Genomic DNA, 22,723 nt, shown 5'->3' on the forward strand with positions numbered 1-22,723 from the left:
CCAACCTCAGGCCGAGTCCGCGCCGACCACCACCCCCATCACGTCCCGCGCGTGGCGGTTCGGCACCATCCCGAGCCGCCACGCCTGCCAGCCCGCGTCCAGCTCCACACCCCGCTCCAGCAGCAGCAGATACGCCGCCACGAAGTCGTCGAGCTTGCCGTCGCGGGTCGGGTTGGAGGTGCGGGCCAGCTGGGACAGCTCCTCCTGGGCGACCGCCGTGCCGACCTCCGAGCCGCCGGGCGAGGCGTACGGCAGAAGCGTGCAGCGCAGGAACGTCGCCCAGTCCTCACCGCGCCGGTCGCCGTACGAGGCGAAGAGGGCCGCCGCGTCCTCGCAGAGCGCCATCGCCTGCTGGAGCCGGGCGTTGCCCGCGTCGACGACCGCCAGTTCCAGGCACGTCCACGCCTCGCCGTGCGCGACGCCGATGCGCTGGAAGTCGGCCCGCGCGTCCACCAGGAGCTGGCGAGCGAAACCGGAGTTGCGCAGCGAGCCCGTCTGCGCCGCCCGCTGGTCGCGGGTCACCCGCGCCGAGTGGTGCCGGGCGCACGCGAGCCCATAGACGTCACGCATCCGGGAGAACATCGTCCGGGACTTCTCCAGCTCCCGCACCGCCTGGTCCAGGTTGCCGGTCTCCTCCAGGGCCTGGCCCAGGTAGTAGTACGTCCAGGCCTCGCCGCGCGCGTCCTCGTTGTCGCGGTGCCGGGACGCCGCCTGGCGCAGGCCGTCGACCGCCGCCGACGCGTCACCGTCGACCAGGCGGGCGCGGGCCAGCTGGGTCATCGCCCAGGCCTCACCGCGGGCGTCGCGGGTGCGGCCGTACAGGTCGAGGGCCGAGCGGAGCTCCTCGTCGGCGCGCGGGACGTCCCCCATGCGCAGACACAGCTGGCCGAGCTGGAAGTGCGCCCAGGCCTCGCCGTGCAGCGACTCGTTCTCCCGGTGCAGGACGAGCGCGTCCGTGAGCAGGCCCAGGGACTCGCGGACGTGGGCCCGGTCCCGCTCGACGGCCGCGAGCGCGTGCAGCGTCCAGCCACGGTCGCCCCTGGTCTCCGGCGTCGTCTGGAGATCGAGCGCCTCCCGCAACTTCGCGGTCGCGTCCGCGAGTTGACCCTGGTGGTGCAGCGTGATGCCGAGCGAGCACAGCGCGCGGGCCTCGCCCGCCTGATGGTGTGCCTCGCGATACAGGTCGACCACCGACGACAGCGTCGTGCGCGCCTTGTCGAGCTCGCCGAGCTGACGGGCCGCGATACCCGTGCGCCACTGGACCGAGCGCACGAGCAGTCCCTGGTCGATGGCCTGCGTCAACTCGCTGATCTCACCGAGCCGGTACAGGTCGCCCCGCAGGAGGCAGTAGTCGCACAGCGCGCCCAGCAGGCCGAGCACCGCGTCCTGGTTGACGCCCTCCGCGTGCCGCAGCGCCGCCGTGATGAAACTCGACTCGTCGTCCAGCCAGCGCAGCGCCGCGTCCAGCGACGTGAAGCCGTGCGGGCCCGGCTGCCCGGCACGCGTCGACATGTTGCCGTCGACCAGGCGGATCACCGAGTCGGCGAGCTCCGCGTAGTTCTGGATGAGGCGCTCCTGCGCCGCCGTGCGCTCCGCGGGCTCCTCCTCGTCCGCGAGACGGGCCTGCGCGAACGAGCGGACCAGGTCGTGCAGCCGGTACCGGCTGCCGCGGACGTGGTCGATGAGGCCCGCGCGGGACAGTGCCGTCAGATGGCGGACGGCCTCCTGCTCACCGGTGGCGAGCAGCGCCGCAGCCGCGGCCGAGCCGAGCGAGGCCCGCCCGGCGAGCGCGAGGCGGCGCAGCAGCCGGCGGGCCGCGTCGGACTGGTCGGTGTAGCGCAGCCACAGCACGCGCTCCACCGGCTCCACGGGCCCGTACGCGCTCAGGTCCGTCGCCAGCTGCCGCGTCGTGCGCGGACCGATCGCCGAGCCCGCGATGCGCAGCGCGAGCGGCAGACCGCCGCACAACTCCCGCACCTCATCGGTGGATTCGGCGTCGTACGGACCGCTCGCGTCCTCCGCGGCATCCCGCAGCAGCTCCTCCGCGCCCGCCGCGTCCAGCGCCTCCACCGGCAGCTGGTGCACCCAGGCCGGCGTCTCCCCGTCGAGGGCGAGCGGCTTGCGGGAGGTGACGACGACGAGGCTGTCGGAGCGCTCGGGAATGAGCGTGCGCACCTGGCCGGCGTCCTCGGCGTCGTCCAGCACGATCGTCACCGGCAGCCCGGTCAGATGCTGGTGGTACAGCTCGCTCAGCCGCTTGACCTGCTGGTCCTGCGACGAACGCTCCCGGAACAGCAGCTGCTCGCGCGGCGCGCCCAGCCGGTTCAGCAGATGCAGCAGCGCGTCCCGCGTCGTCAGCGGCGGCGCGTCCGCCCGGTCCCCGCGCAGGTCCACCACACACGCCCCGCGGAACTGGTCCCGCAGCTCGTGCGCGGCCCGCACCGCCAGCGTCGTACGCCCCGAACCCGGCGCGCCGTGCAGCACCACCACCGTCGGCCGGGTCTCCGTGCTGGCCCGCGCCGCGTGCACCCACTGCGCGATCCGTGACACGGCGGCCCGACGGCCCGCGAACGGCCCCTCCGGCTCCGGGAGTTGACCGAACGACTGCTCCAGAACACTCCTGCGCCGCGCGGCCGCGCTCTTGTCGGTGCGCCGCAGCTGGGGCGAGGCCGACTTCTTCGTGGTGCCGGTGCTGGCCGCCAGCACCCGCTGCTGGTCCAGGAACGGCCGGATGCCCCGCACCTCCAGCGCCGTCAGCCACTGGAGCCTCAGCTGCTCGGGCCCGCCCGGCTGGTTCAGGGCGCCCGCGCTGCGGCTCGCCGCCGGCAGGTGCGACGCGGTCACCTTGGCGACGGTGGCGGCGGCGCCGAGCACGGCGACCGCGGCACCGGCCCCCACGGCGACCCCGGTGCCCGCCCCGAGCGCCAGGTCGGCCACGACCGCGGTGACGGCCCCGACCCCCGCCACCATCAGGGGAGTCGACCCGCCCTCCTTGGCGAACCGGTCCCCGAACGACATCTGCCCCGCCGCCGCCTCGTCCAGGGCCCGGGTGTACGCCGCGTACTCCTCGGCGGCGGTCTGCCCCATGGCGTCGAGCGCCGCCTTGGCCCGCGGCAGGAGCACGCCCCCGTCGGTACGGCCGCCGGAGCGCCTGACCTCCTCCTCCACGGCCCGGGCCAACAGCCGCTCGGCCTCCGCCCGATGGCTGTCTCGCATCTTCGGTCCCCCTCCGGTGGTGACAGTTCCGGGTCAAGTGTCCTGCGTATGGGGTGAAGGCGCGAGGGTCCCTGCGATCAAAGACAGGACCGTGACCACGATGGGCGAGGATGGGGGCATGCCGAACCGACTGGCCCAAGAGACGTCCCCCTACCTCCTCCAGCACGCCGACAACCCGGTGGACTGGTGGCCCTGGTCGGCCGAGGCCTTTGACGAGGCGCGGCGGCGGAGGGTGCCGGTGCTGCTCAGCGTCGGGTATTCCAGCTGCCACTGGTGTCATGTGATGGCGCACGAGTCCTTCGAGGACGACGCCACCGCCGCGGTCATCAACGAGCACTTCGTCAGTGTCAAGGTCGACCGCGAGGAGCGCCCCGACGTCGACGCCGTCTACATGGAGGCCGTCCAGGCCGCCACCGGCCAGGGCGGCTGGCCCATGACCGTGTTCCTCACCCCGGACGCCGAGCCCTTCTACTTCGGTACGTACTTCCCGCCGGAGCCCCGCCACGGCATGCCGTCCTTCACCCAGGTCCTTCAGGGCGTGCGGGACGCGTGGACGGACCGGCGCGGCGAGGTCAGTGAGGTCGCCGCGAAGATCACCGCCGATCTCGCGGGGCGTGAACTGCCCTACGGGGACGCGCAGGTGCCCGGCGAGGGCGAGCTGGCGCAGGCGCTGCTCGGGCTGACGCGGGAGTACGACACGACGTACGGCGGGTTCGGCGGCGCGCCCAAGTTCCCGCCGTCCATGGTCGTCGAGTTCCTGCTGCGCCACCACGCGAGGACCGGTGCCGAGGGCGCGCTGCAGATGGCCGTCGACACCTGCGAGCGGATGGCGCGCGGCGGGATCTACGACCAGCTGGGCGGCGGGTTCGCGCGGTACTCCGTGGACCGCGAGTTCACCGTGCCGCACTTCGAGAAGATGCTCTACGACAATGCGCTGCTGTGCCGGGCCTACGCCCACCTGTGGCGCTCGACGGGCTCGGAGCTCGCCCGGCGTATCGCTCTGGAGACCGCCGACTTCATGGTGGGTGAACTGCGCACGAACGAGGGCGGGTTCGCCTCCGCGCTGGACGCCGACAGCGAGGATCCGGCGAGCGGCGAGCACGTCGAGGGCGCCTACTACGTCTGGACGCCGCAGCAGTTGACCGAGGTGCTCGGCGCCGAGGACGGCGCGGTCGCCGCCCGCTACTTCGGCGTCACGCAGGAGGGGACCTTCGAGGAGGGCGCCTCGGTTCTCCAACTGCCGCAGGACGAAGCGGTGTTCGACGGGGAGCAGATCGCGGGCATCCGGCAGCGGCTGCTGGCCGCGCGCGCGGAGCGGCCCGCGCCCGGCCGGGACGACAAGGTCGTCGCCGCCTGGAACGGGCTGGCGATCGCCGCCCTCGCCGAGACCGGCGCGTACTTCGGGCGGCAGGACCTGGTGGACGCCGCCGTGTGCGCGGGGGACCTGCTCGTGCGGCTGCACATGGACCCGCTGGCCCGGCTCTCGCGCACCAGCAAGGACGGTCGAGCCGGCCAGAACAGCGGGGTGTTGGAGGACTACGCGGATGTCGCCGAGGGGTTCCTCGCGCTCGCGTCGGTGACCGGGGAGGGGGTGTGGCTGGAGTTCGCCGGGTTCCTGCTCGACCACGTCCTCGACCGCTTCGTGGACCGTGAGAGCGGTGCCCTGTACGACACGGCCGTCGACGCCGAGCAGTTGATCCGGCGGCCGCAGGACCCCACCGACAACGCGACGCCCTCCGGCTGGACCGCCGCCGCCGGGGCCCTGCTCTCGTACGCCGCGCACACCGGCTCCGAACCCCACCGGGCCGCCGCAGAAAAGGCGTTGGGCGTGGTCAGGGCGCTCGGCCCGCGGGCGCCGCGGTTCATCGGCAACGGGCTCGCGGTCGCTGAGGCGCTGCTCGACGGGCCGCGCGAGATCGCCGTCGTGGGGGAGGTGGGCGGCCGGATGCACCACGCCGCGCTCACCGGGACCGCGCCCGGCGCCGTCGTCGCCGCGGGACCCGAGGGCAGCGGCGAACTTCCGCTGCTCGCGGACCGGCCGCGGGTCGACGGGCAGGAAACCGCGTACGTCTGCCGTCATTTCGTGTGCGATGCGCCGGTGACGGATGTCGACCGGCTGGGCGTGATCCTGACGCAGACGCAGCAGTAGCGCGTCCCCGTCCGCGGTCTCGGACCGGCCGGGCCGGCAGAAGGAGCAGGAGCGGCAGGCGGGGCGCCCGGGTTTTGGGTGTCCCGCCTGCTGACATACGTACGACATGAACCGTGCTCTCGTCGCGGCGGCGCTGACCGGCGCCTTACTGACCGCGCTCCCCGCCGCCGACACCGTCCACCGCGGCACCACCGGGTGCTTCACCTGGTCCTGGAAGGACGGCGGCGTCCTGACCACGACCGTCTACTACCGGAACCGGTGCGCCGCCGCCCACACCTTCCGCATCCACTGGTCGTCGGCCGCGTCCGGCACCGAGGACATCCGGGTCAAGGGCGGTGAGAAGGGCTCCACCTGGAGCTTCCACTCGCTGAAACCGACCGGGTTCAGCGATCTGGGACCCGCGTGAGCTACAGCCCGTGCTGCACGGTGTCCAGGGCGCGCAGCGTGAGGTCGCGCAGATCGCTCTCGTGGTCGTGCTCGGCCCAGTACATCGTGGCCTCCATCAGGGCGCCGACCAGGGCCATCGCGTAGACCCTGACCTCCAGGTCGCCCGCGTCGCGGCCGGTGCGCTCGGCCAGGACGCGGCACATCATCTGGCCGGTGACCGACATCGACTCCATCATCCGCGAGCGCACCGCGGGCACCTCGGCCTGCAGGCGGGTGCGCAGCCGGGCCACCTCGGGCGGCTCGCTGTGCAGCGCGAGCTGCAGGCTGCGGTCGATGACGTGCCGCAGTGACTCCACGATGGGCTCGTCCGCGGGCCGGGCCCGCAGTTCGCGCTCCAGGATCGGGTCGAACTCGTCCGTGAGGACGATGTCCTCCTTGGTCGGGAAGTACCGGAAGACGGTGGAGGGCGACACCTCGGCGGCCTCGGCGATCTGCTCGACGGTCGTCGCGTCGTACCCCTGCTCCAGGATCAGACGGTAGGTCGCCTCGCGGATCGCCAGGCGGGTCTTGAGCTTCTTGCGTTCGCGGAGCCCGAGCTTGGGTTCCGAGGTCTGTGCTGAGGCGGCCATGGCCCTCATTCTCAGGCATCCGTGCTGACGGGGGCCACCTCCGTGTCGGACGCGGCCCGCGGCGCGGGGTCCGTGGGGCCGGGCATGAGGGCGGCCGTGAGGACCGCGGCGGCCAGCGCCGTGATGCCGATGACGACCAGGGCGAGGTTCATGCCGTGGACGTACGCGGCGTCGGCGGAGGCCGCGAGGGCCCGGTCGCCGAGCCGGGCCGCGACGACGTGGGCGCCGATCACCGAGTCGCTCGCGGTGTCGGCCGCGGCGCCGGGCAGCCCGGTCGTGCTCAGCCGGGCGGTGTACGCACCGGCGATGAGGGCGCCGAGCAGGGCGACACCGAGGGCGCTGCCGGTCTGCCGCACCGTGCTCAGGAGTCCGGAGCCGCGGCCGGCCTGGTCCTTGGGCAGGGTGGCGAGGGCGCCGCCCATCGCCGGGATCATGGCGAAGGCGAAGCCGGCCCCGGCGACGGTCAGCCACAGGGCCGTGAACCCGTACCCGGAGTCGACGGTGGTGCGCGCCCCGAGGAACCCGGCGAACGCGAGGACGACCAGGGCGACGCAGATCACCGACCGCGCCCCGAACCGGGCGACGAGCGGCTGCGCGAACCTGGCGGCGGCCAGCATCCCGGCCATCAGCGGGAGCATCCGCAGTCCGGTGCCGAGCGAGTCGGTGCCGAGGACGGCCTGCAGGTACTGCGGCAGCACGAACAGCAGGCCCGAGAACACGAACATGCCGAGCGTCGCCGCGACCGTGTTGGTGAGGAAGCCGCGGTGGGTGAGGAGCGTGAGGTCGAGCATCGGGCGCGGGCTGCGGCGTTCGCGCAGGACGAGCGCGCCGAGCAGGACGACGGCGGCCGCGAAGCCGCCGAGGACGACCGGGTCGGTCCAGCCCTTTCCGGGGCCCTCGATGATCGCGTAGATCAGGGTGCCGAGGCCGAGCGCGGTGAGCACGGTCGAGACGATGTCGACCTCGGGGGCGGCCGGGTCGCGGGTCTCGGGCAGCAGGAACAGGCAGGCGGTGATGCCGATCGCGACCATCGGCACGTTGATCACGAAGACCGAGCCCCACCAGAAGTGGCCCAGCAGCCAGCCGCCGAGGACCGGCCCGAGCGGCATGCCGATCGCGGACGCCGCCGAGATCATGCCGATGGCCTTGGTCTGCTCCTCGCGCGGGAACAGCGAGGGCAGCACGGAGAAGGCGAGCGGCATCACGAACGCGCCGCCGACGCCCATCAGGGCGCGGGCCGCGATCACCCAGGTCACGTCGGAGGCGAGGGCGCCCACGACGGACGCCACGAGGAAGATGCCGAGCCCGGCGACCAGGATCCGGCGCCGTCCGAAGCGGTCGCCGAGCAGTCCGGCCGGGAGCATCAGCGCCGCGAAGACCACGACGTACGCGTCCGCCATCCACTGCTGCTGGCCGGTGGTGGCGCCCAGCTCCTCGGCGATCGTCGGCAGCGCCACGTTCAGGATCGTCAGGTCGAAACCGAGCACGAGCATGCTCGCGACCAGGGCCCCGAGGGCCCACCAGCGCCGGGGGTCCGGGCGCGACTCCACTTGTTCAATGACAGTAGCCATGAAATGAGAGTAACTCTTATTTTCGAGCGTCTGTCAATCGTGAGTCTCTCTCGGGAACGCAAAAATGGCCGCGGCTCGGGAGCCGCGGCCATGAGGGGGAGGGGGAGCGTCAGGCGTGCTGGTAGGCCACCAGCGAGATGCCGACGTAGTGCACGACGAACGCCGCCAGGGTGAGGGAGTGGAACACCTCGTGGAAGCCGAACCAGCGCGGCGAGGGGTTCGGGCGCTTGATGCCGTAGATGACACCGCCCGCGCTGTAGAGCAGCCCGCCCACGACGACCAGGACGAGCACCGCGATGCCGCCGGTCCGCATGAAGTCGGGCAGGAAGAAGACCGCCGCCCAGCCCATCGCGATGTAGCAGGGGGTGTAGAGCCAGCGCGGGGCGCCGACCCAGAAGACACGGAAGGCGATGCCCGCGCCGGCCGCCGCCCAGATGCCCCACATCAGGGCGTCGCCCTTGGCGCCGGGCAGCAGCAGCATGGTCAGCGGCGTGTAGGTGCCCGCGATGATCAGGAAGATGTTCGCGTGGTCGAGCCGGCGCAGGATGCCGTCCGCGCGCGGCCCCCAGTTGCCCCGGTGGTAGAGCGCGCTCACGCCGAACAGCAGGCAGGCCGTGAGGATGTAGATGCCGCAGGCGATGCGGCCGCGCGTCGAGTCGGCCAGCGCCGTGAGGAAGAGGCCGGCGATCAGCACGGCCGGGAACATGCCCGCGTGCAGCCATCCGCGGAGTCTCGGCTTCAACAAGGAAGGCTCTGCGATGGGGACTTCGGGCTGCTCCGCGGCGACGCTCATGCCCGGCATCGTACCTACGCGACCGTAGGTGGCAGATATGGAGAGCGTCAGTTCTCACCGGGGGTTAACCCGAAGCCCTGATCCCTAGCCCTCGAAACCGAGTGGTGATGCTCACGTCGCTCAGGTGTGAGGCCCCCTGGACAGATGGGCGAAACGGTCGGATGATCAAATGAGTGCGGTCGGCACCGGATGAGCGCTCACTGACTTTCAGTGGACGGGAGGCGCAGCGTCCGGGTCGCAGCCCCCACGGGGCATACCAACTCAACACCCTCATTTAGGAGCGATCGTGGCGCGCGACATCGCGGCTCCCCCCTCCCGGAACGCAGCTCAGGACACCCTCCCGACCACCCACCAGGAACTGATCTCGTGGGTCAACGAGATCGCCGAACTGACGCAGCCGGACAGCGTGGTCTGGTGCGACGGCTCCGAGGCCGAGTACGAGCGGCTCGCCGAGGAGCTCGTCGTCAAGGGAACGTTCAGGAAGCTCGACCCCATCAAGCGCCCGAACTCGTACTACGCGGCCTCCGACCCGACCGATGTCGCGCGGGTCGAGGACCGTACGTTCATCTGCTCCGAGGACGAGGCCGACGCCGGCCCCACCAACCACTGGAAGGCCCCCGCCGAGATGCGGGAGATCTTCCGGGGCAACGAGGGGAACGGGGGCATCTTCCGCGGTTCGATGCGGGGCCGGACGATGTACGTCGTCCCGTTCTGCATGGGCCCGCTCGGCTCCCCGCTGTCCGCGATCGGCGTCGAGATCACCGATTCGGCCTATGTCGCCGTCTCCATGCGCACGATGACCCGGATGGGCCAGCCGGTCCTCGACGAGCTCGGCTCCGACGGCTTCTTCGTCAAGGCCGTCCACACGCTGGGCGCTCCGCTGGAGCCGGACCAGGCGGACGTCGCGTGGCCGTGCAACTCCACGAAGTACATCTCGCACTTCCCGGAGACCCGCGAGATCTGGTCGTACGGCTCCGGCTACGGCGGCAACGCCCTGCTGGGCAAGAAGTGCTACGCCCTGCGCATCGCCTCGGTCATGGCGCGCGACGAGGGCTGGCTCGCCGAGCACATGCTGATCCTCAAGCTGACGCCGCCGCAGGGCGAGTCGAAGTACGTCGCCGCCGCGTTCCCGTCGGCCTGCGGCAAGACCAACCTCGCCATGCTGGAGCCCACGATCTCCGGCTGGACCGTCGAGACGATCGGCGACGACATCGCCTGGATGCGGTTCGGCGAGGACGGGCAGCTCTACGCGATCAACCCCGAGGCCGGTTTCTTCGGCGTCGCGCCCGGCACCGGCGAGCACACCAACGCCAACGCCATGAAGACGCTGTGGGGCAACTCCGTCTTCACGAACGTCGCGCTGACCGACGACAACGACATCTGGTGGGAGGGCATGACGGAGGAGACTCCGGCCCACCTCACGGACTGGAAGGGCAACGACTGGACCCCGGAGTCGGGCGTTCCGGCCGCGCACCCCAACGCCCGCTTCACCACTCCGGCGGCGCAGTGCCCGATCATCGCGCCCGAGTGGGAGGACCCGCGGGGCGTGCCGATCTCGGCGATCCTGTTCGGCGGCCGCCGCGCGTCCGCGGTGCCGCTGGTCACCGAGTCCTTCGACTGGAACCACGGCGTCTTCCTCGGCGCGAACGTGGCCTCCGAGAAGACCGCCGCGGCCGAGGGCAAGGTCGGCGAGCTGCGCCGCGACCCGTTCGCGATGCTGCCGTTCTGCGGCTACAACATGGGCGACTACATGGCCCACTGGGTGAAGGTCGGGGCCGACAAGGACCAGGCCAGGCTCCCGAAGATCTACTACGTCAACTGGTTCCGCAAGGACGCGAACGGGCGCTTCGTGTGGCCCGGGTTCGGTGAGAACGCGCGCGTCCTCAAGTGGATCGTCGACCGCCTCGACGGCCGGGCGGAGGGTGTCGAGACCCCGATCGGCATTCTTCCGACCAAGGAGTCCCTGGACACGGACGGCCTCGCGATGGCCGACGCGGACCTGGACTTCCTGCTCACCGTCGACAAGGAGGTCTGGCGGGAGGAGGCCGCACTGGTGCCCGAGCACCTCAACACCTTCGGCGATCACACGCCGAAGGAGCTGTGGGACGAGTACCGCAAGCTGGTGCAGCGCCTCGGCTAGCCGCCGGACCTGACAGAGCCCCCGCACAACGGAGTGCGGGGGCTCTGTCGCGCCCTTACGCGGCGATCAGCTCACTGGAGGCCGCGTGGAACTCCATGCGCTGGGCGGCGAGGATCGCCGCCGACGTGTCCGCCCGGGACGCCGCGACGACCAGCGCCCGCCCGGCGAGCGCATGCGCGCGCTGGTGCAGCGCGGCGGTGTGCGGCTCGTGGATCGCGGCGGCGACGGCCGAGCGGACCGGCGGGTGACCCCCGCGCAGCCGGGTGACCTGTGCGGCGAGATCCGCCGCGGCCGCGTCGAGCTCCGGGTCCCCGCCGGCCAGCCGGAGCTCGTCGGTCACCGCGAGCAGCGCGGACAGGTGCCCGGCGAGCTGGATGTCCAGCTCCTCCTCGCGGGAGCGGTGCGGGAAATCGACGTGGTCGGCCGCCATCGTGTGGACCGACTTGGAGCGGATCGGCTCGTACATGGAGGCCTCCAGGCAGCAAGGGGTGCGTGGCTTGGGCTCCATCGTACCTTAGAAGCTGTCTAAGTTAGAACTTGTCCAAAGTTAGCCGCGGGCCGTGTCATGGCTGGCTGTAGCCGTCCAGGAAGTTCCCGATCCGGGTGACCGCCTCCGTCAGCTGGCGGGTCGAGGGCAGGGTCACGACACGGAAGTGGTCCGGCTCCGGCCAGTTGAAGCCGGTGCCCTGGACGACCATGATCTTCTCGGCGCGCAGCAGGTCGAGCACCATCTGCCGGTCGTCCTTGACCTTGTAGACCTTGGGGTCCAGGCGTGGGAAGAGATACAGGGCGCCCTTGGGCTTCACGCACGTCACGCCCGGGATCTGCGTCAGCAGGTCGTGCGCCACGTCCCGCTGCTCCTTGAGGCGGCCGCCGGGCAGCACCAGGTCGTTGATCGTCTGGCGTCCGCTGAGCGCCGCGACGACGCCGTGCTGGCCCGGCATGTTCGCGCACAGGCGCATGTTCGCCAGGATCGTCAGGCCCTCGATGTACGACTCCGCGTGCGCGCGCGGACCGGAGATCGCCATCCAGCCGACGCGGTAGCCGGCCACCCGGTACGCCTTCGACATGCCGTTGAAGGTGAGGGTGAGCAGGTCCGGGGCGATGGCCGCGGTCGGGGTGTGCGTCGCGTCGTCGTAGAGGATCTTGTCGTAGATCTCGTCGGAGCAGACGAGGAGGTTGTGGCGGCGCGCGATGTCGGTGAGGCCGCGCAGCATCTCGTCGCTGTACACGGCGCCGGTGGGGTTGTTCGGGTTGATGATGACGATGGCCTTGGTGCGGTCGGTGACCTTCCGCTCCACGTCCGCGAGGTCGGGCATCCAGTCCGACTGCTCGTCGCAGCGGTAGTGCACCGCCGTGCCGCCGGAGAGCGAGACGGCCGCCGTCCACAGCGGGTAGTCGGGCGCCGGGACGAGGACCTCGTCGCCGTCGTCGAGCAGCCCCTGCATCGCCATCACGATCAGCTCGGATACGCCGTTGCCGATGAAGACGTGCTCGACATCGGTCTCCACGCCGAGCGTCTGGTAGTGCATCATCACCGCGCGGCGGGCGGCGAGAAGGCCCTTGGCGTCGCCGTAGCCGTGCGCGTCGCCGAGGTTGCGGAGCATGTCCTCGAGGATCTCCGGAGGACACTCGAAGCCGAACGCCGCCGGGTTCCCCGTGTTCAGCTTCAGGATGCGATGGCCTGCCGCTTCCAGCCGCATCGCCTCCTCGAGAACCGGGCCCCGGATCTCGTAGCAGACGTTGGCGAGCTTGGTCGACTGGATGAGCTGCATGGTCGCACTTTACGGCCGTGTTTCGGGGCGGCGCGCGCTGTTTGCGAGCCGATGGGCGTCGCGGCCGGTGCCGGTCTGGGATGCGCGGGGCACCGGCTGCCGGTTGCCTCCAAAATGCGGGGTGCGCGCCGGGCCGCGGCTTCGAAGCGCGGCCCGGCGGCGCGGGTGAGATGGGCCACTCGGCGGCCCCCGGCGCGATGCGACGGGCCCGGTCAGCCTCGTCCCGCGGCGTGGACGGCGGCGGCCAGGGCCGTACCGACGGCCCGCGAGCCCGCGGCGTCGGGGCGGCTCCGGCAGCAGGTTCACGCAGCCGAGGGCGACGCCGACCATGCTCACGTCGTTGCCGCCGATCGTGATGCCGACGACGTCGGTGCTCCGCGACAGCGCGTCGTACTGTCGGGGTGCCGGTGGCACAGAGGTGTGGCTGACGGACGGGCCGGTCTCGCGGGGGTCACCCCCACAGGCGGCGCTCCCGCTCACGGGGCGCCCGCACCACCGCCGAGCCGTCCGCGCCGCCGAACGTCATGACCGGTCGCTCGGTGCTCCACGGCGCCCATCCGGGGTCCCCGGCGGCGGCGAAGGCCACCCAGGCGGCGTGCATGGCGCGGGCCAGTTCCCGCGGGGCGTCCGGGCCCGTGAGGGCGCGGGTGTCCGCGGAGTCGAGGGTGTCGAAGACGAAGCCGAGCTCCAGGGCGTGGCAGGCGCCGAGCCCGAGCACCGGGAACGGCCAGGCGAACTCGTAGAGGAAGGTGCGGCCGGGGCGCCCTGCGCGCGCGTCGGCGAGCCGGTTCAGCGGGATCCGCAGCAGCTTGTCGGTGGCGATGGCGCCGAGGACCTCGCCCGGCGACGCGCCGGGCCGGGCGGCGCGGTAGACCCGGGCGGCCCGCCACGGCGCGCGCTGCTTCAGCAGGACCAGCCGCAGCGCCACGGCGTTGATCCGGTCGACGAGCCCGCTGGGCACGAACCACAGCCGGTACTCGTCGGTGGTGCTGCCCATCAGCAGGTCGATGCCGTCGGCGGCGCCGTCTGCGAGCGCGGCGGCCGGGTCGCGGGGCAGCACGTCGCCGTCGACGACGAGGTGGAAGCCCGTCGTGCCGGTGAGCGGGTTGCCGCCGTGGGTGACCGCGGTCTGCGCGGCCAGCAGTTCGGCCCGGCCGACCCGGGCCAGCGCCTCGGCGGTGGCGGCGACGCCGAGGCGCTCGGCGATGGCGGTCGTCGTGGGCCGGGCGGTGTCCGGGGCGACCGCGGCGGGCGCGCCGCTCTGCAGCACGGCCCGCCGGAACAGGCCCTTCGCATGCGGGCTCGTGAGCAGCGCGGCGATGCTGATGGCACCGGCGGACTCGCCGAAGACGGTGACGTTCCCGGGATCGCCGCCGAAGGCGCGGATGTTGTCCCGGACCCAGCCGAGCGCGGCGATCTGGTCGCGCAGGCCCAGGTTGGCCGGGGCGTCGGGGAACACCCCGAACCCCTCGATGCCCAGGCGGTAGTTGACCGAGACGAGGACGACGCCGTCCCGGGCGAAGGCGCGGCCGTCGTAGGTCGGCACGGCCGAGGAGCCGTTGCGCAGGGAACCGCCGTGGATCCACACCATGACGGGCAGCGGCCCGCCGCCGGGGTCCGGCGTCCACACGTTGAGGTTGAGGCAGGCGTCGCCGGGGACGTCCGGGTCGGGGAGCAGCTCGTCCAGGGGCGCGGGGTAGGGCGTCTTCGGCGCGGTGGGGCCGAAGGCGGTGGCCTCCCGGACCCCGTCCCAGGCGGCGGGCGGCTCCGGAGGCCGGAACCGGAGCGGGCCGACGGGCGCGGCCGCGTACGGAATGCCGCGGAAGACGGTGATGCCGTCCTCCTCCGTGCCGCTGAGCCGGCCGTGCCCGGTCGTGACGACGGTCATGCGCACACCTCCTGGAGCTCTCGCTTGAGGACCTTCCCGCTCGGGCCGAGCGGCAGCTCGGGAAGCAGCCGGACGACCCGCGGGTACTTGTGCTTCCCGAGCCGCTCGCGCGCCCACGCGACGATCTCCTCCGGCGCGTCCGCCGCCCCCGGGAGCAGCACGACGGCGGCGCAGATCTCCTCGCCCCGCTCCTCGTCGGGCAGGCCCACGACGGAGACCTGCGCGACCGACGGGTGCCGGGCGAGGACCTCCTCGACCTCGCGCGGGTAGACGTTGAAGCCGCCGCGGATGATGAGGTCCTTCTTGCGGTCGACGATGCTCAGGAACCCGTCCGCGTCCCGCACCCCCAGGTCACCGGTGCGGAACCAGCCGTCGACGACGGCCGCGGCGGTGGCCTCCGGGTCGTCGAGGTAGCCCGCGAAGACGTTGTGCCCGCGCAGCACGACCTCGCCGACCTCACCGTCGTCGAGCAGCACGACGCGGCGCTCGGTGCCCGGGTCGGCGATGCCCGCCTCGACGCCCCAGATCGGGTGGCCGACCGTGCCGGGGCGGCGGCCGGTGCCGAGCTGGTTGAAGGTCGCGGCCGGCGCGGTCTCGGTGAGCCCGTACCCCTCCAGGACGACGGCGTCGAAGACGGCCTCGAAGCGTTCGAGGAGCGCGCCGGGCAGGGCCGCCCCGCCGGACACGGCCATGCGCAGCGCGGCGGCGGGGCGCCCGTCGCGGGCCGCGGCCTCGACGAGCGCGTGGTACATCGTGGGCACCCCCATGAAGACCGTCACGCCCTCCTCGATCAGCAGGTCGAGCGCGCCGGGCCCGGTGAAGCGTCCGGACAGCACGAGCGTGGCCCCGGCCCGCAGCGCGGCGTTCATCGCGCAGGACTGGCCGAAGCTGTGGAACAGCGGCAGACAGCCGAGCACCACGTCGTCGGGGGTGAGGCCGAACAGGTCCTGGGCGCAGACGGCCGCGTTCATCACCAGGTTGAGGTGGGTGAGCAGGGCGCCCTTGGGCCGTCCGGTGGTGCCGCTGGTGTAGAGGATCACGGCGGTGTCGTCGGGCCGGCGCGGCTCGGCCGCCGCGAGCGGCTCCCGCCCGGTGGTCACCTGCAGCACCTCGATGCCGGTCCTCGCCGCGGCCTCCTCGGCCACCGGGCGCAGGGCGCCACCGCTGACGACGGCGCGGCAGCCGCTGTGCCGCAGCACGTACGCCACCTCGTCGGCGACCAGCAGGGCGTGCACCGGGACGACCGTGCCGCCGGCCGCCAGGACGGCGTAGTACGCGCGCGGGAAGTCGGCGGAGTTCGGCAGCAGCAGCGCCACCCGGTCGCCCGGCCGCACGCCGCGGGCCCGCAGCTCGGCGGCGAACCGCAGGGCCTCGTCCCACAGTGTGCGGTAGCTGATGCGGACACCGTCGTCGACCACCGCGATCCGGTCGGGACGGCGGGCGGCGGAGTCCTTCAGGACGGTGGCGACGCTCAGCTGCATGGCGGCTCCCCTGCGCTGTGTACGGGTGGTGGACGGCTGCCTCAGCTTCCGGCACCCCCACGGCCGCGGACCATGGGCAACCGCCCAGTGTCGGCGCCCGGACCCTGGGCAACGGCCGTCACGCCCGGGGTCAGCGGGCCAGGTCCAGCACCCGCAGCGCCAGCGCCCAGCCGAGCCGGGCCTCGCCCGACTCCGCGGGCCAGCCGGTCAGCTCGGCCACCCGGCCGATGCGGTTGAGCACCGTGTTGCGATGGCAGAAGAGCTGCGTGGCGGTGCGCGAGGCGGAGCAGCCGGTGTCGAGCCACACCCGCAGCGTCTCCAGGAGTTCCGGGCGCTCGGCGCCGCTGCGCAGCACGCCGTCGAGATAGCGCAGCACCGTCCGGTCCGCGATCTCCGGTTCCGCGCCGAACACGGCGTGCACCAGCCGCTCGTCGAGCTCGGCGACCTCGCCGCTGCCCGGCGCGAGCGTGGCCAGGGCGCGCTTCGCGAGCCGCAGTCCCCGGTCGGCGAGGGCCAGTTCGTCGAACGGCGGCGAGATCCCGGCCGTGCAGCCGACCTGCCCGCGCAGCGTCTCGGTCAGCAGCCACGGGTCGGCGGAGCCCAGCCGCACCAGGCCGGCCACGCTCTGCGCGCGGGGCCGCCAGAACGACCACAGGCCGGCCGCCTCCAGCGCGGGCGCCGGGTCGGGCGGCGCCGCCGGATCCTGGGCGGCGACGACCACCACGTAGTGGCCGAGCTGCGGGACGCCGAGCGCCTCGGCCGCGGCGGCGGCCACGGCCGGGTCACCGGCCCGCCCGTCGAGCAGTGCCTCGAAGAGGGCGCCGCGGCGGGAGGCCTCCCGGTGCTCCAGCTCCAGCGTCGTGAGGCGGTAGGCGTCCGCCATCGCGGACGAGAAGCGGTCGATGGTCTCCCAGACCGCGCCCGCCATGTCGCCCACCATGCGCTGCTGGGCGGGCGACCGGTCACGCATCCAGTCCGCCATGGCCTGCCAGAACACGCGCCCGCCGCGGCGGTAGGCCTTCAGCACCGTGGAGAGCGGCATGCCCTGCTCGGCGCGGAGCCGCCCGTTCTCGGCGGCCACCGTCTCGAAGCCGCGGGCGCCGGACGACGGCAGCCCGCCGAACTCGTGCAGGGCCAGTTCGATGTTGCCGCGGCAGGTGACGTGCAGGTCCTCGATCGAGACCGGCCGGCCGCTGGCGTAGCTCGCGCTGTGGGCGCAGATGTCGGCGACGAGGTCGTCGATGAGCCGGTCGATGTCGTCGAGCAGCGTCGTGGCCAGCTCGCGGCGCAACATCAGCTCCTCCTCCATGGCGGCAGGATAGGCACCCGCATCGATTCGGTGGAAGGGACGCGGGCCCCTGACCAGGAGCGGGCCCCGCCCGTCGGGCATCCGGACACGAGCGGCCGGGCCGGGCTCAGTCGGCGACCGCGGGGACCGCGGCGGGGGCGCCCGGGTCCGTGCGGCGGACGGTCCGGCGCAGGGCGACGGCCAGCGCCGTCCCGAGGAGTCCCGCGGCGACGACGAAGACGAACGGCGCCCGTGCGCTGCCCGCGCGGTCCTCGATGACACCGAAGAGGACCGGGCCGAAGAAGCCGCCCATGAGGCCGATCATGTTGATGAACGCCAGCCCGACGGCGGCCATGAGGCCCGACATGCGGGACATCGCGACCGACCAGAACAGCGGGAGCGTCCCCATCAGGAAGAAGTTGGCGAGGAACAGCACCGCGAACTGCGCGGCCGCGCCCGTGACGGCCAGGTACCCGCCCATGCAGAGGGTCCCCGCCGCGGCGCACAGCACGATCAGGCCCGTGTCGTCGCCGGTCCGCCCGTGCAGCCAGGGGAAGAACAGGACGCCGCCGAGGACGGCCAGGCCGGTGCTGCCGGTGACGAGTCCGATGAGGAAGGGGTCCGTGACGCCGAGCCCCTCGACGATCGACGGCAGGTTGAAGCCGACCGCGGAGGAGACGAGCTGGTTCAGGAAGTAGGTGCCGGCGAGCACCAGGACGACGGGGCGGCCGAAGGCCAGGGCGAGATGGCCGCGCAGCCGCTCCGGAGACGGGTGGGCCTCGGCGGCGGCACGCTCGGACAGGGCGGTGGCCTCGTCGGCCGACAGCCACCGGGCGTCCTCCGGGCGGCTGGGCAGGGCGGACCAGACGAGCACCCCGATGGCGACGGTCAGCAGCCCCTCGCACAGGAACATCCACTGCCAGCCCTGGAGTCCGGCCAGCCCGTCGAGGCGCATGAGCCCGCCGCCGGCCGGCGCGCCGAGGACGACCGCGGCCGCGGGCGCCGTGTAGACGAGCCCGACGACGGTCACCCGGTGCCGCTGGGCGAACCAGAGCGTGACCGTGTACATCAGGGCCGGGTACAGCCCCGCCTCGGCGGCGCCGAGCACGAAGCGCAGCACGTAGAAGGAGAGCTCGCCCTGGACGAACATCATGGCCGCCGAGACCAGGCCCCAGCTCACGGCGATGCGGGCGATCCAGGCCCGCGCGCCCACGCGGTGGAGCACCATGTTGCTCGGCACTTCCAGGAGCGCGTAGCTGAGGAAGAAGACGCCCGCGCCGAGCCCGTACGCGGCGGCGCCGATGCCGATGTCGGCCTCGAGCTGCGTCTTGGCCAGCGCGATGTTCGTCCGGTCGACGTACGACATGAAGTACGCGATCCCGAGGAGCGGCAGCAGCCGCCGCATCGCCTTCCGGGTCGCGGTGGCGTGCACCGCGTCGGAGTGAGTGAACATCGAAGCCTCCTGGTCCTTCCCGCCGGTGAGCGGGCGCGGGGCAGGGGTGTGCTCCAGTGGAAGCCGCCCGGGCGCCGCCGTTCTCGTGGCAGCCGGGTGGGGCGCCGGCTGTGGGTGTTCAGCATCGATTGCGGCTGGTGGGCCGGGCCATGTGCAGACGCCCACCGTGTGCGGCGCCCGACTGGGCGCAGGCCCGCGAGCGCGCTTTCTTCGAGCGTTTGTTCTATTCCTTCGGTAGGCTGGCGCCATGCTTCAGGGATCGCTGTTCGACCAGGCCGAGGAGACCGCGCCCGGCACCCTCGCCGGGATGGCGCGCACCGAGCTGGGGGCCGGAGCCTGGATCGACGTCCTGCCCGGCTGGTTGCGCGGGGCCGACACGCTGTTCGAGCACCTCGCCGCGGACGTCCCGTGGAAGGCGGAGCGGCGGCAGATGTACGAGCGCGTCGTGGACGTGCCGCGACTGCTCAAGTTCTACGGCGAGGGGGAGCGCCTGCCGCACCCCGCTCTCGACACGGCGCGCGACGCCCTCTGCGCGCACTACGCCGATGAGCTGCGCGAGCCCTTCACCACGGCCGGGCTGTGCTTCTACCGGGACGGCCGGGACAGCGTCGCCTGGCACGGGGACCGGATCGGGCGCGGGGCCCGCGAGGACACCATGGTCGCCATCGTCTCCGTCGGGGCGCCCCGCGATCTGCTGCTGCGCCCGGTCGGCGGCGGCCCGGCCGTGCGCCGGTCGCTCGGACACGGCGACCTCATCGTGATGGGCGGCTCCTGCCAGCGGACCTGGGAGCACGCGATCCCCAAGTCGACCCGCGCGACCGGACCCCGGATCAGCGTTCAGTTCCGGCCGCGCGGGGTGCGCTGAGCGAGCGGTTCAGGCCCGGCGGCGTACCGACCGGCCCGCGAGCACGTCCGTGCGCCGGCCGTCCTCGATCACGAAGCGGCCGTCGACCAGGACGTGCGGGATGCCCACGGGCAGCGTCCGCGGCGCTTCGAACGACGAGCCCGCCGCCACCGTCTCCGGGTCGAACAGGACCAGGTCGGCGCGGTAGCCCTCACGGACCAGACCGCGGTCGGGCAGGCGCAGCCGGGCGGCAGGGCGGGACGTGAGGTGCGCGACGGTCTCCTCCAGCGACATGACGCCGAGGTCCCGGGCGTAGTGGCCGAGGTAGTGCGGGAACGTGCCGTAGGCGCGCGGGTGCGGCTTGAAGCCCTGCAGGATGCCGTCGCTGCCGCCGGTGTGCACCGGGTGCTGCATGATCGCCCGGACGTTGTCCTCGTGGCCGACGTGCTGGAGGATCGTCGAGCCGAGGTTGTCGGCGATGAGCAGCCGGCGGGCCGTGATCCAGGGGGCCTCGCCGCGCTCGGCGGCGGCCTGCGCGACGGTCTTGCCGACGCAGGAGGCCAGGCCCGGGTCGGAGACACCGGAGATCTCGATCGTGTCCCACTCCATGGGCACGCCGTGACAGCCGTCGGAGCCGATCTCCTCGACGTGGTGGCGGATCCGCTCGGCGGTCTCCTCGTCCTTCAGCCGGGCCAGGGTCGCGTCCGGGCCGCCCTCGTTGGCCCAACTGGGCAGCATCGCCACGAGAGTGGTCGCGCCCGGGGTGTACGGGTACGTGTCCAGGCTGATGTCGGCGCCGCCCGCGATCGCGTCGTCGAGGAGCGCGAGCAGATCGACGCCCTTGCCCTTGTTCACGCCGAAGTTCATCGTCGCGTGCGCCAGGTGCAGGGCGCAGTCCGCGGTCCGGGTGAGGTCGACCATCTCCCGGTACGCGTCCAGCGCGCCGGCCCCGTAGCTGCGGTGGTGGGGGCAGTAGTAGCCGTCGTACGCGGCCACCACCCGGCACAGCTCGGTGAGTTCGGCGTCCTTGGCGTACATGCCGGGCGTGTAGGTCAGGCCCGACGACATGCCGACGGCGCCCTGCTCCATGCCCTCCGCGACGAGGCGCTTCATGTGGTCGAGCTCGGCGGGGGTGGCGTCGCGGTCGTCCCAGCCGACCGCGTACATACGGACCGTGCCCTGGGGGATGAGGTAGGCGGCGTTCACGGCGATGCCCTGGTCGAGGCGGTCCAGGTACTCGCCGACCGTGCGCCAGCTGAAGTCGATGTCGGAGCCGTCGCCGTTCCAGCCGGTGATGGCCCGGCGGACCTCGGCGAGGGTGCGGTCGTCGACGGGGGCGTACGAGAGGCCGTCCTGGCCGAGGACCTCGAGGGTGACGCCCTGGGCGGCCTTCGCGCTGTGGTCCGGGTCGCGGAGTACGGCGAGGTCGCTGTGGGCGTGCATGTCGATGAAACCGGGGGAGAGGGCGAGGCCGTCGGCCTCGACGGTCCTGGCCCCTGTCGGGCGGGGCCCGGCGTCCCCGTCCCGGTGGATCTGCGTGATGCGGCCGTCCGTGACCGCCACGTCGGCGCGGTAGGAGGCGCCGCCGGTGCCGTCGATCACTCGGGTGTTCTTGATGACCAGGTCCACGGAAGGCTCTCCTGTTCGGGGTGGTTTCTGTGACGGGGCGGGTGCGGGTGCGTGGGGGCTGGTCGCGCAGTTCCCCGCGCCCCTGAGATGCCCGCCCTCCGGGCGGCATCTCCCTCGGGGAAGCTGCGCGCGGCGCATGCTTCAGGGGCGCGGGGAACTGCGCGACCAGCCACGCACAACCCCCGGACAGGCCATCGCCCCGCGGAGCTACGGCGCCTAGAAGAACGTGCGGACGTAGTCCACGACCGTGCCGTCCGCCTCCACCACCGGAATCAACTGCCACTTGTCGAACGACGTGCAGGGATGCGACAGCCCCATCCCGACCCAGTCGCCCACCTCCAGCGCGGCCCCGGCCTCGGTCCGTACCCAGCCGTGCTGGTCCGACAGGCCCGTCACCGCGATCCCGTCCGCGTCCCGGACCGCCCCCGTACGGGCGTCCCGTACGACCTGGACCTCGGGCAGGTCCAGGTCGTAGGCGGCATCCCGCTTGCCCGCGTTCGTGAACGCCTGCTCCGGCGCCGGACGCGACACCACCTGCGCCCACAGCCGGAACGCGGGGTGCAGCGCGCCCTCCTCCGGGACCCGGTTGAACGGCGTCAGGTGCCGGTAGTGACCGTCGTCGTGCGAGACGTACGCGCCGGAGCGGAGCAACTTCAGTACGGGCGAGCTCAGTTCGGGGATCTCCGCGAAGACGTCCGCCACCGCGTCGAACCAGGCGCTGCCGCCCGCGCTCACCACGATCTCGTCGAGCCCGGCGAACCGCCCGGCCTTGTCGAAGTCCACGGCGAGCGCGACCAGGCGGCGCAGCCAGGCGCGGACCCGGTCGCCGTCGGCCTGCGGGACCTCGCCCTCGTACCCCGCGACACCCGCGAGCCGCAGGGTCGGCGCGGCGGCCACCGCGTCCGCGACCGCCGCGCACTCCGTCTCCGTCCGCACACCCGTGCGCGCGCCCTCGCCCGCGCCCAGCTCCACCACGACGTCGACGGGGCGGGCGGCGCCGGCCGCACGCAGGGCGGCGTCCATCAGCTCCACGCCGCGGACCGAGTCGACGTAGCAGGCGAAGCGGAAGGAGGCGTCCCGGTCCAGCTCGGACCCGAGCCAGCGCAGCGCCGCCGCGTCGACCAGTTCGTTGGCCAGGAAGATCCGCTCGATCCCGAACTCCCGTGCCACGCGCACCTGGTGGGGCACGGCGAGGGTGATGCCCCACGCGCCGTGCTCGATCTGCCGCTGGAAGAGCTGCGGGGCCATCGACGTCTTGCCGTGCGGCGCGAACGCGAGCCCGTGCCGGGTGGCGTAGGTCTCCATCAGCGCGAGGTTGTGCTCCAGGCGCTCCGCCGAGAGGGCGAGGACCGGGGTGGTGAAGCCGTCCGTGAAGAGGTTCAGGCGGCGCTCCGACAGTTCGGCGACCGTCAGGCCGTCGGCCTGGGGCGGCAGACCCTTGAACCGGAAGTCCACCCGCTCGTCGGCGAGCCCCTTCAGG

The 22,723-nt window shown here is 72.8% G+C and carries 16 protein-coding genes; 4 read left to right on the forward strand and 12 right to left on the reverse strand.

Annotated elements, in window-relative coordinates; translation table 11 throughout:
* Positions 1–6: 6 nt before the first annotated feature.
* Positions 7–3,216 carry a tetratricopeptide repeat protein gene (locus ACVHNB_RS04945; protein ID WP_456227493.1) on the reverse strand — a complete coding sequence of 1,070 codons (3,210 nt, stop codon included), beginning with the start codon at positions 3,214–3,216 and terminating at the stop codon, positions 7–9.
* Between the two features lie 118 nt (positions 3,217–3,334).
* Here ACVHNB_RS04945 and ACVHNB_RS04950 point away from each other — a divergent pair, with 118 nt between their 5' ends.
* Together ACVHNB_RS04950 and ACVHNB_RS04955 are read left to right on the forward strand one after the other, a co-directional pair.
* Complete coding sequence (locus ACVHNB_RS04950) at positions 3,335–5,365, forward strand: thioredoxin domain-containing protein (RefSeq protein WP_456227494.1); 2,031 nt, start codon at positions 3,335–3,337, stop codon at positions 5,363–5,365.
* 106 nt (positions 5,366–5,471) lie between these two features.
* Complete coding sequence (locus tag ACVHNB_RS04955) at positions 5,472–5,771, forward strand: hypothetical protein (protein ID WP_428952637.1); 300 nt, start codon at positions 5,472–5,474, stop codon at positions 5,769–5,771.
* Position 5,772: 1 nt separating this feature from the next.
* Here the strand turns inward: ACVHNB_RS04955 and ACVHNB_RS04960 are convergent, their stop codons facing one another.
* The 3 genes from ACVHNB_RS04960 to trhA all read right to left on the reverse strand — a co-directional run bounded on the left by ACVHNB_RS04960 (position 5,773) and on the right by trhA (position 8,745).
* On the reverse strand, positions 5,773–6,381 hold the full coding sequence (locus ACVHNB_RS04960; RefSeq protein ID WP_428952636.1) for a TetR/AcrR family transcriptional regulator: 609 nt from the start codon (positions 6,379–6,381) through the stop codon (positions 5,773–5,775).
* An 11-nt stretch (positions 6,382–6,392) separates the two neighbouring features.
* Positions 6,393–7,952 (reverse strand): MFS transporter, encoded by a 1,560-nt coding sequence (locus tag ACVHNB_RS04965; protein ID WP_456227495.1) that lies wholly within the window; start codon positions 7,950–7,952, stop codon positions 6,393–6,395.
* A gap of 109 nt (positions 7,953–8,061) precedes the next feature.
* Entirely contained in the window at positions 8,062–8,745 is a 684-nt protein-coding gene (gene trhA, locus ACVHNB_RS04970; protein ID WP_428952634.1) for a PAQR family membrane homeostasis protein TrhA, read from the reverse strand.
* A gap of 286 nt (positions 8,746–9,031) precedes the next feature.
* Between trhA and ACVHNB_RS04975 the strand changes: the two genes are divergently transcribed.
* The gene (locus ACVHNB_RS04975; RefSeq protein ID WP_428952633.1) at positions 9,032–10,885 is read left to right on the forward strand and encodes a phosphoenolpyruvate carboxykinase (GTP); all 1,854 of its coding nucleotides are present in this window, start codon (positions 9,032–9,034) and stop codon (positions 10,883–10,885) included.
* Between the two features lie 55 nt (positions 10,886–10,940).
* Here ACVHNB_RS04975 and ACVHNB_RS04980 read toward each other — a convergent pair whose 3' ends face one another.
* The 6 genes from ACVHNB_RS04980 to ACVHNB_RS05005 form a co-directional block, all read right to left on the reverse strand.
* Positions 10,941–11,351: an SCO4983 family protein gene (locus ACVHNB_RS04980; RefSeq protein ID WP_428957564.1), complete on the reverse strand. Its 411-nt coding sequence runs from the start codon at positions 11,349–11,351 to the stop codon at positions 10,941–10,943.
* A 97-nt stretch (positions 11,352–11,448) separates the two neighbouring features.
* Positions 11,449–12,660, reverse strand: a complete 1,212-nt coding sequence (locus tag ACVHNB_RS04985) for a pyridoxal phosphate-dependent aminotransferase (RefSeq protein ID WP_428952632.1) — start codon at positions 12,658–12,660, stop codon at positions 11,449–11,451.
* Positions 12,661–13,111: 451 nt separating this feature from the next.
* Positions 13,112–14,548, reverse strand: coding sequence for a carboxylesterase/lipase family protein (locus ACVHNB_RS04990; RefSeq protein ID WP_456227496.1), 1,437 nt, complete (start codon positions 14,546–14,548; stop codon positions 13,112–13,114).
* Positions 14,545–16,029, reverse strand: coding sequence for a long-chain-fatty-acid--CoA ligase (locus ACVHNB_RS04995; protein WP_456227497.1), 1,485 nt, complete (start codon positions 16,027–16,029; stop codon positions 14,545–14,547). The genes ACVHNB_RS04990 and ACVHNB_RS04995 overlap by 4 nt, the downstream gene beginning before the upstream one ends.
* A 130-nt stretch (positions 16,030–16,159) precedes the next feature.
* On the reverse strand, positions 16,160–17,338 hold the full coding sequence (locus ACVHNB_RS05000; protein ID WP_428952629.1) for a PucR family transcriptional regulator: 1,179 nt from the start codon (positions 17,336–17,338) through the stop codon (positions 16,160–16,162).
* Between the two features lie 106 nt (positions 17,339–17,444).
* Positions 17,445–18,770, reverse strand: coding sequence for an MFS transporter (locus ACVHNB_RS05005; protein ID WP_428952628.1), 1,326 nt, complete (start codon positions 18,768–18,770; stop codon positions 17,445–17,447).
* 247 nt (positions 18,771–19,017) lie between these two features.
* Between ACVHNB_RS05005 and ACVHNB_RS05010 the strand changes: the two genes are divergently transcribed.
* Positions 19,018–19,635, forward strand: coding sequence for an alpha-ketoglutarate-dependent dioxygenase AlkB (locus tag ACVHNB_RS05010; RefSeq protein WP_428952627.1), 618 nt, complete (start codon positions 19,018–19,020; stop codon positions 19,633–19,635).
* A gap of 9 nt (positions 19,636–19,644) precedes the next feature.
* Here the strand turns inward: ACVHNB_RS05010 and ACVHNB_RS05015 are convergent, their stop codons facing one another.
* On the reverse strand, positions 19,645–21,243 hold the full coding sequence (locus ACVHNB_RS05015) for an N-acyl-D-amino-acid deacylase family protein (protein ID WP_428952626.1): 1,599 nt from the start codon (positions 21,241–21,243) through the stop codon (positions 19,645–19,647).
* Positions 21,244–21,459: 216 nt separating this feature from the next.
* Positions 21,460–22,722, reverse strand: coding sequence for an amino acid deaminase (locus ACVHNB_RS05020; RefSeq protein WP_456228840.1), 1,263 nt, complete (start codon positions 22,720–22,722; stop codon positions 21,460–21,462).
* Position 22,723 lies beyond the last annotated feature (1 nt).

The sequence above is a fragment of the Streptomyces sp. YJ-C3 genome (genome assembly GCF_053891275.1).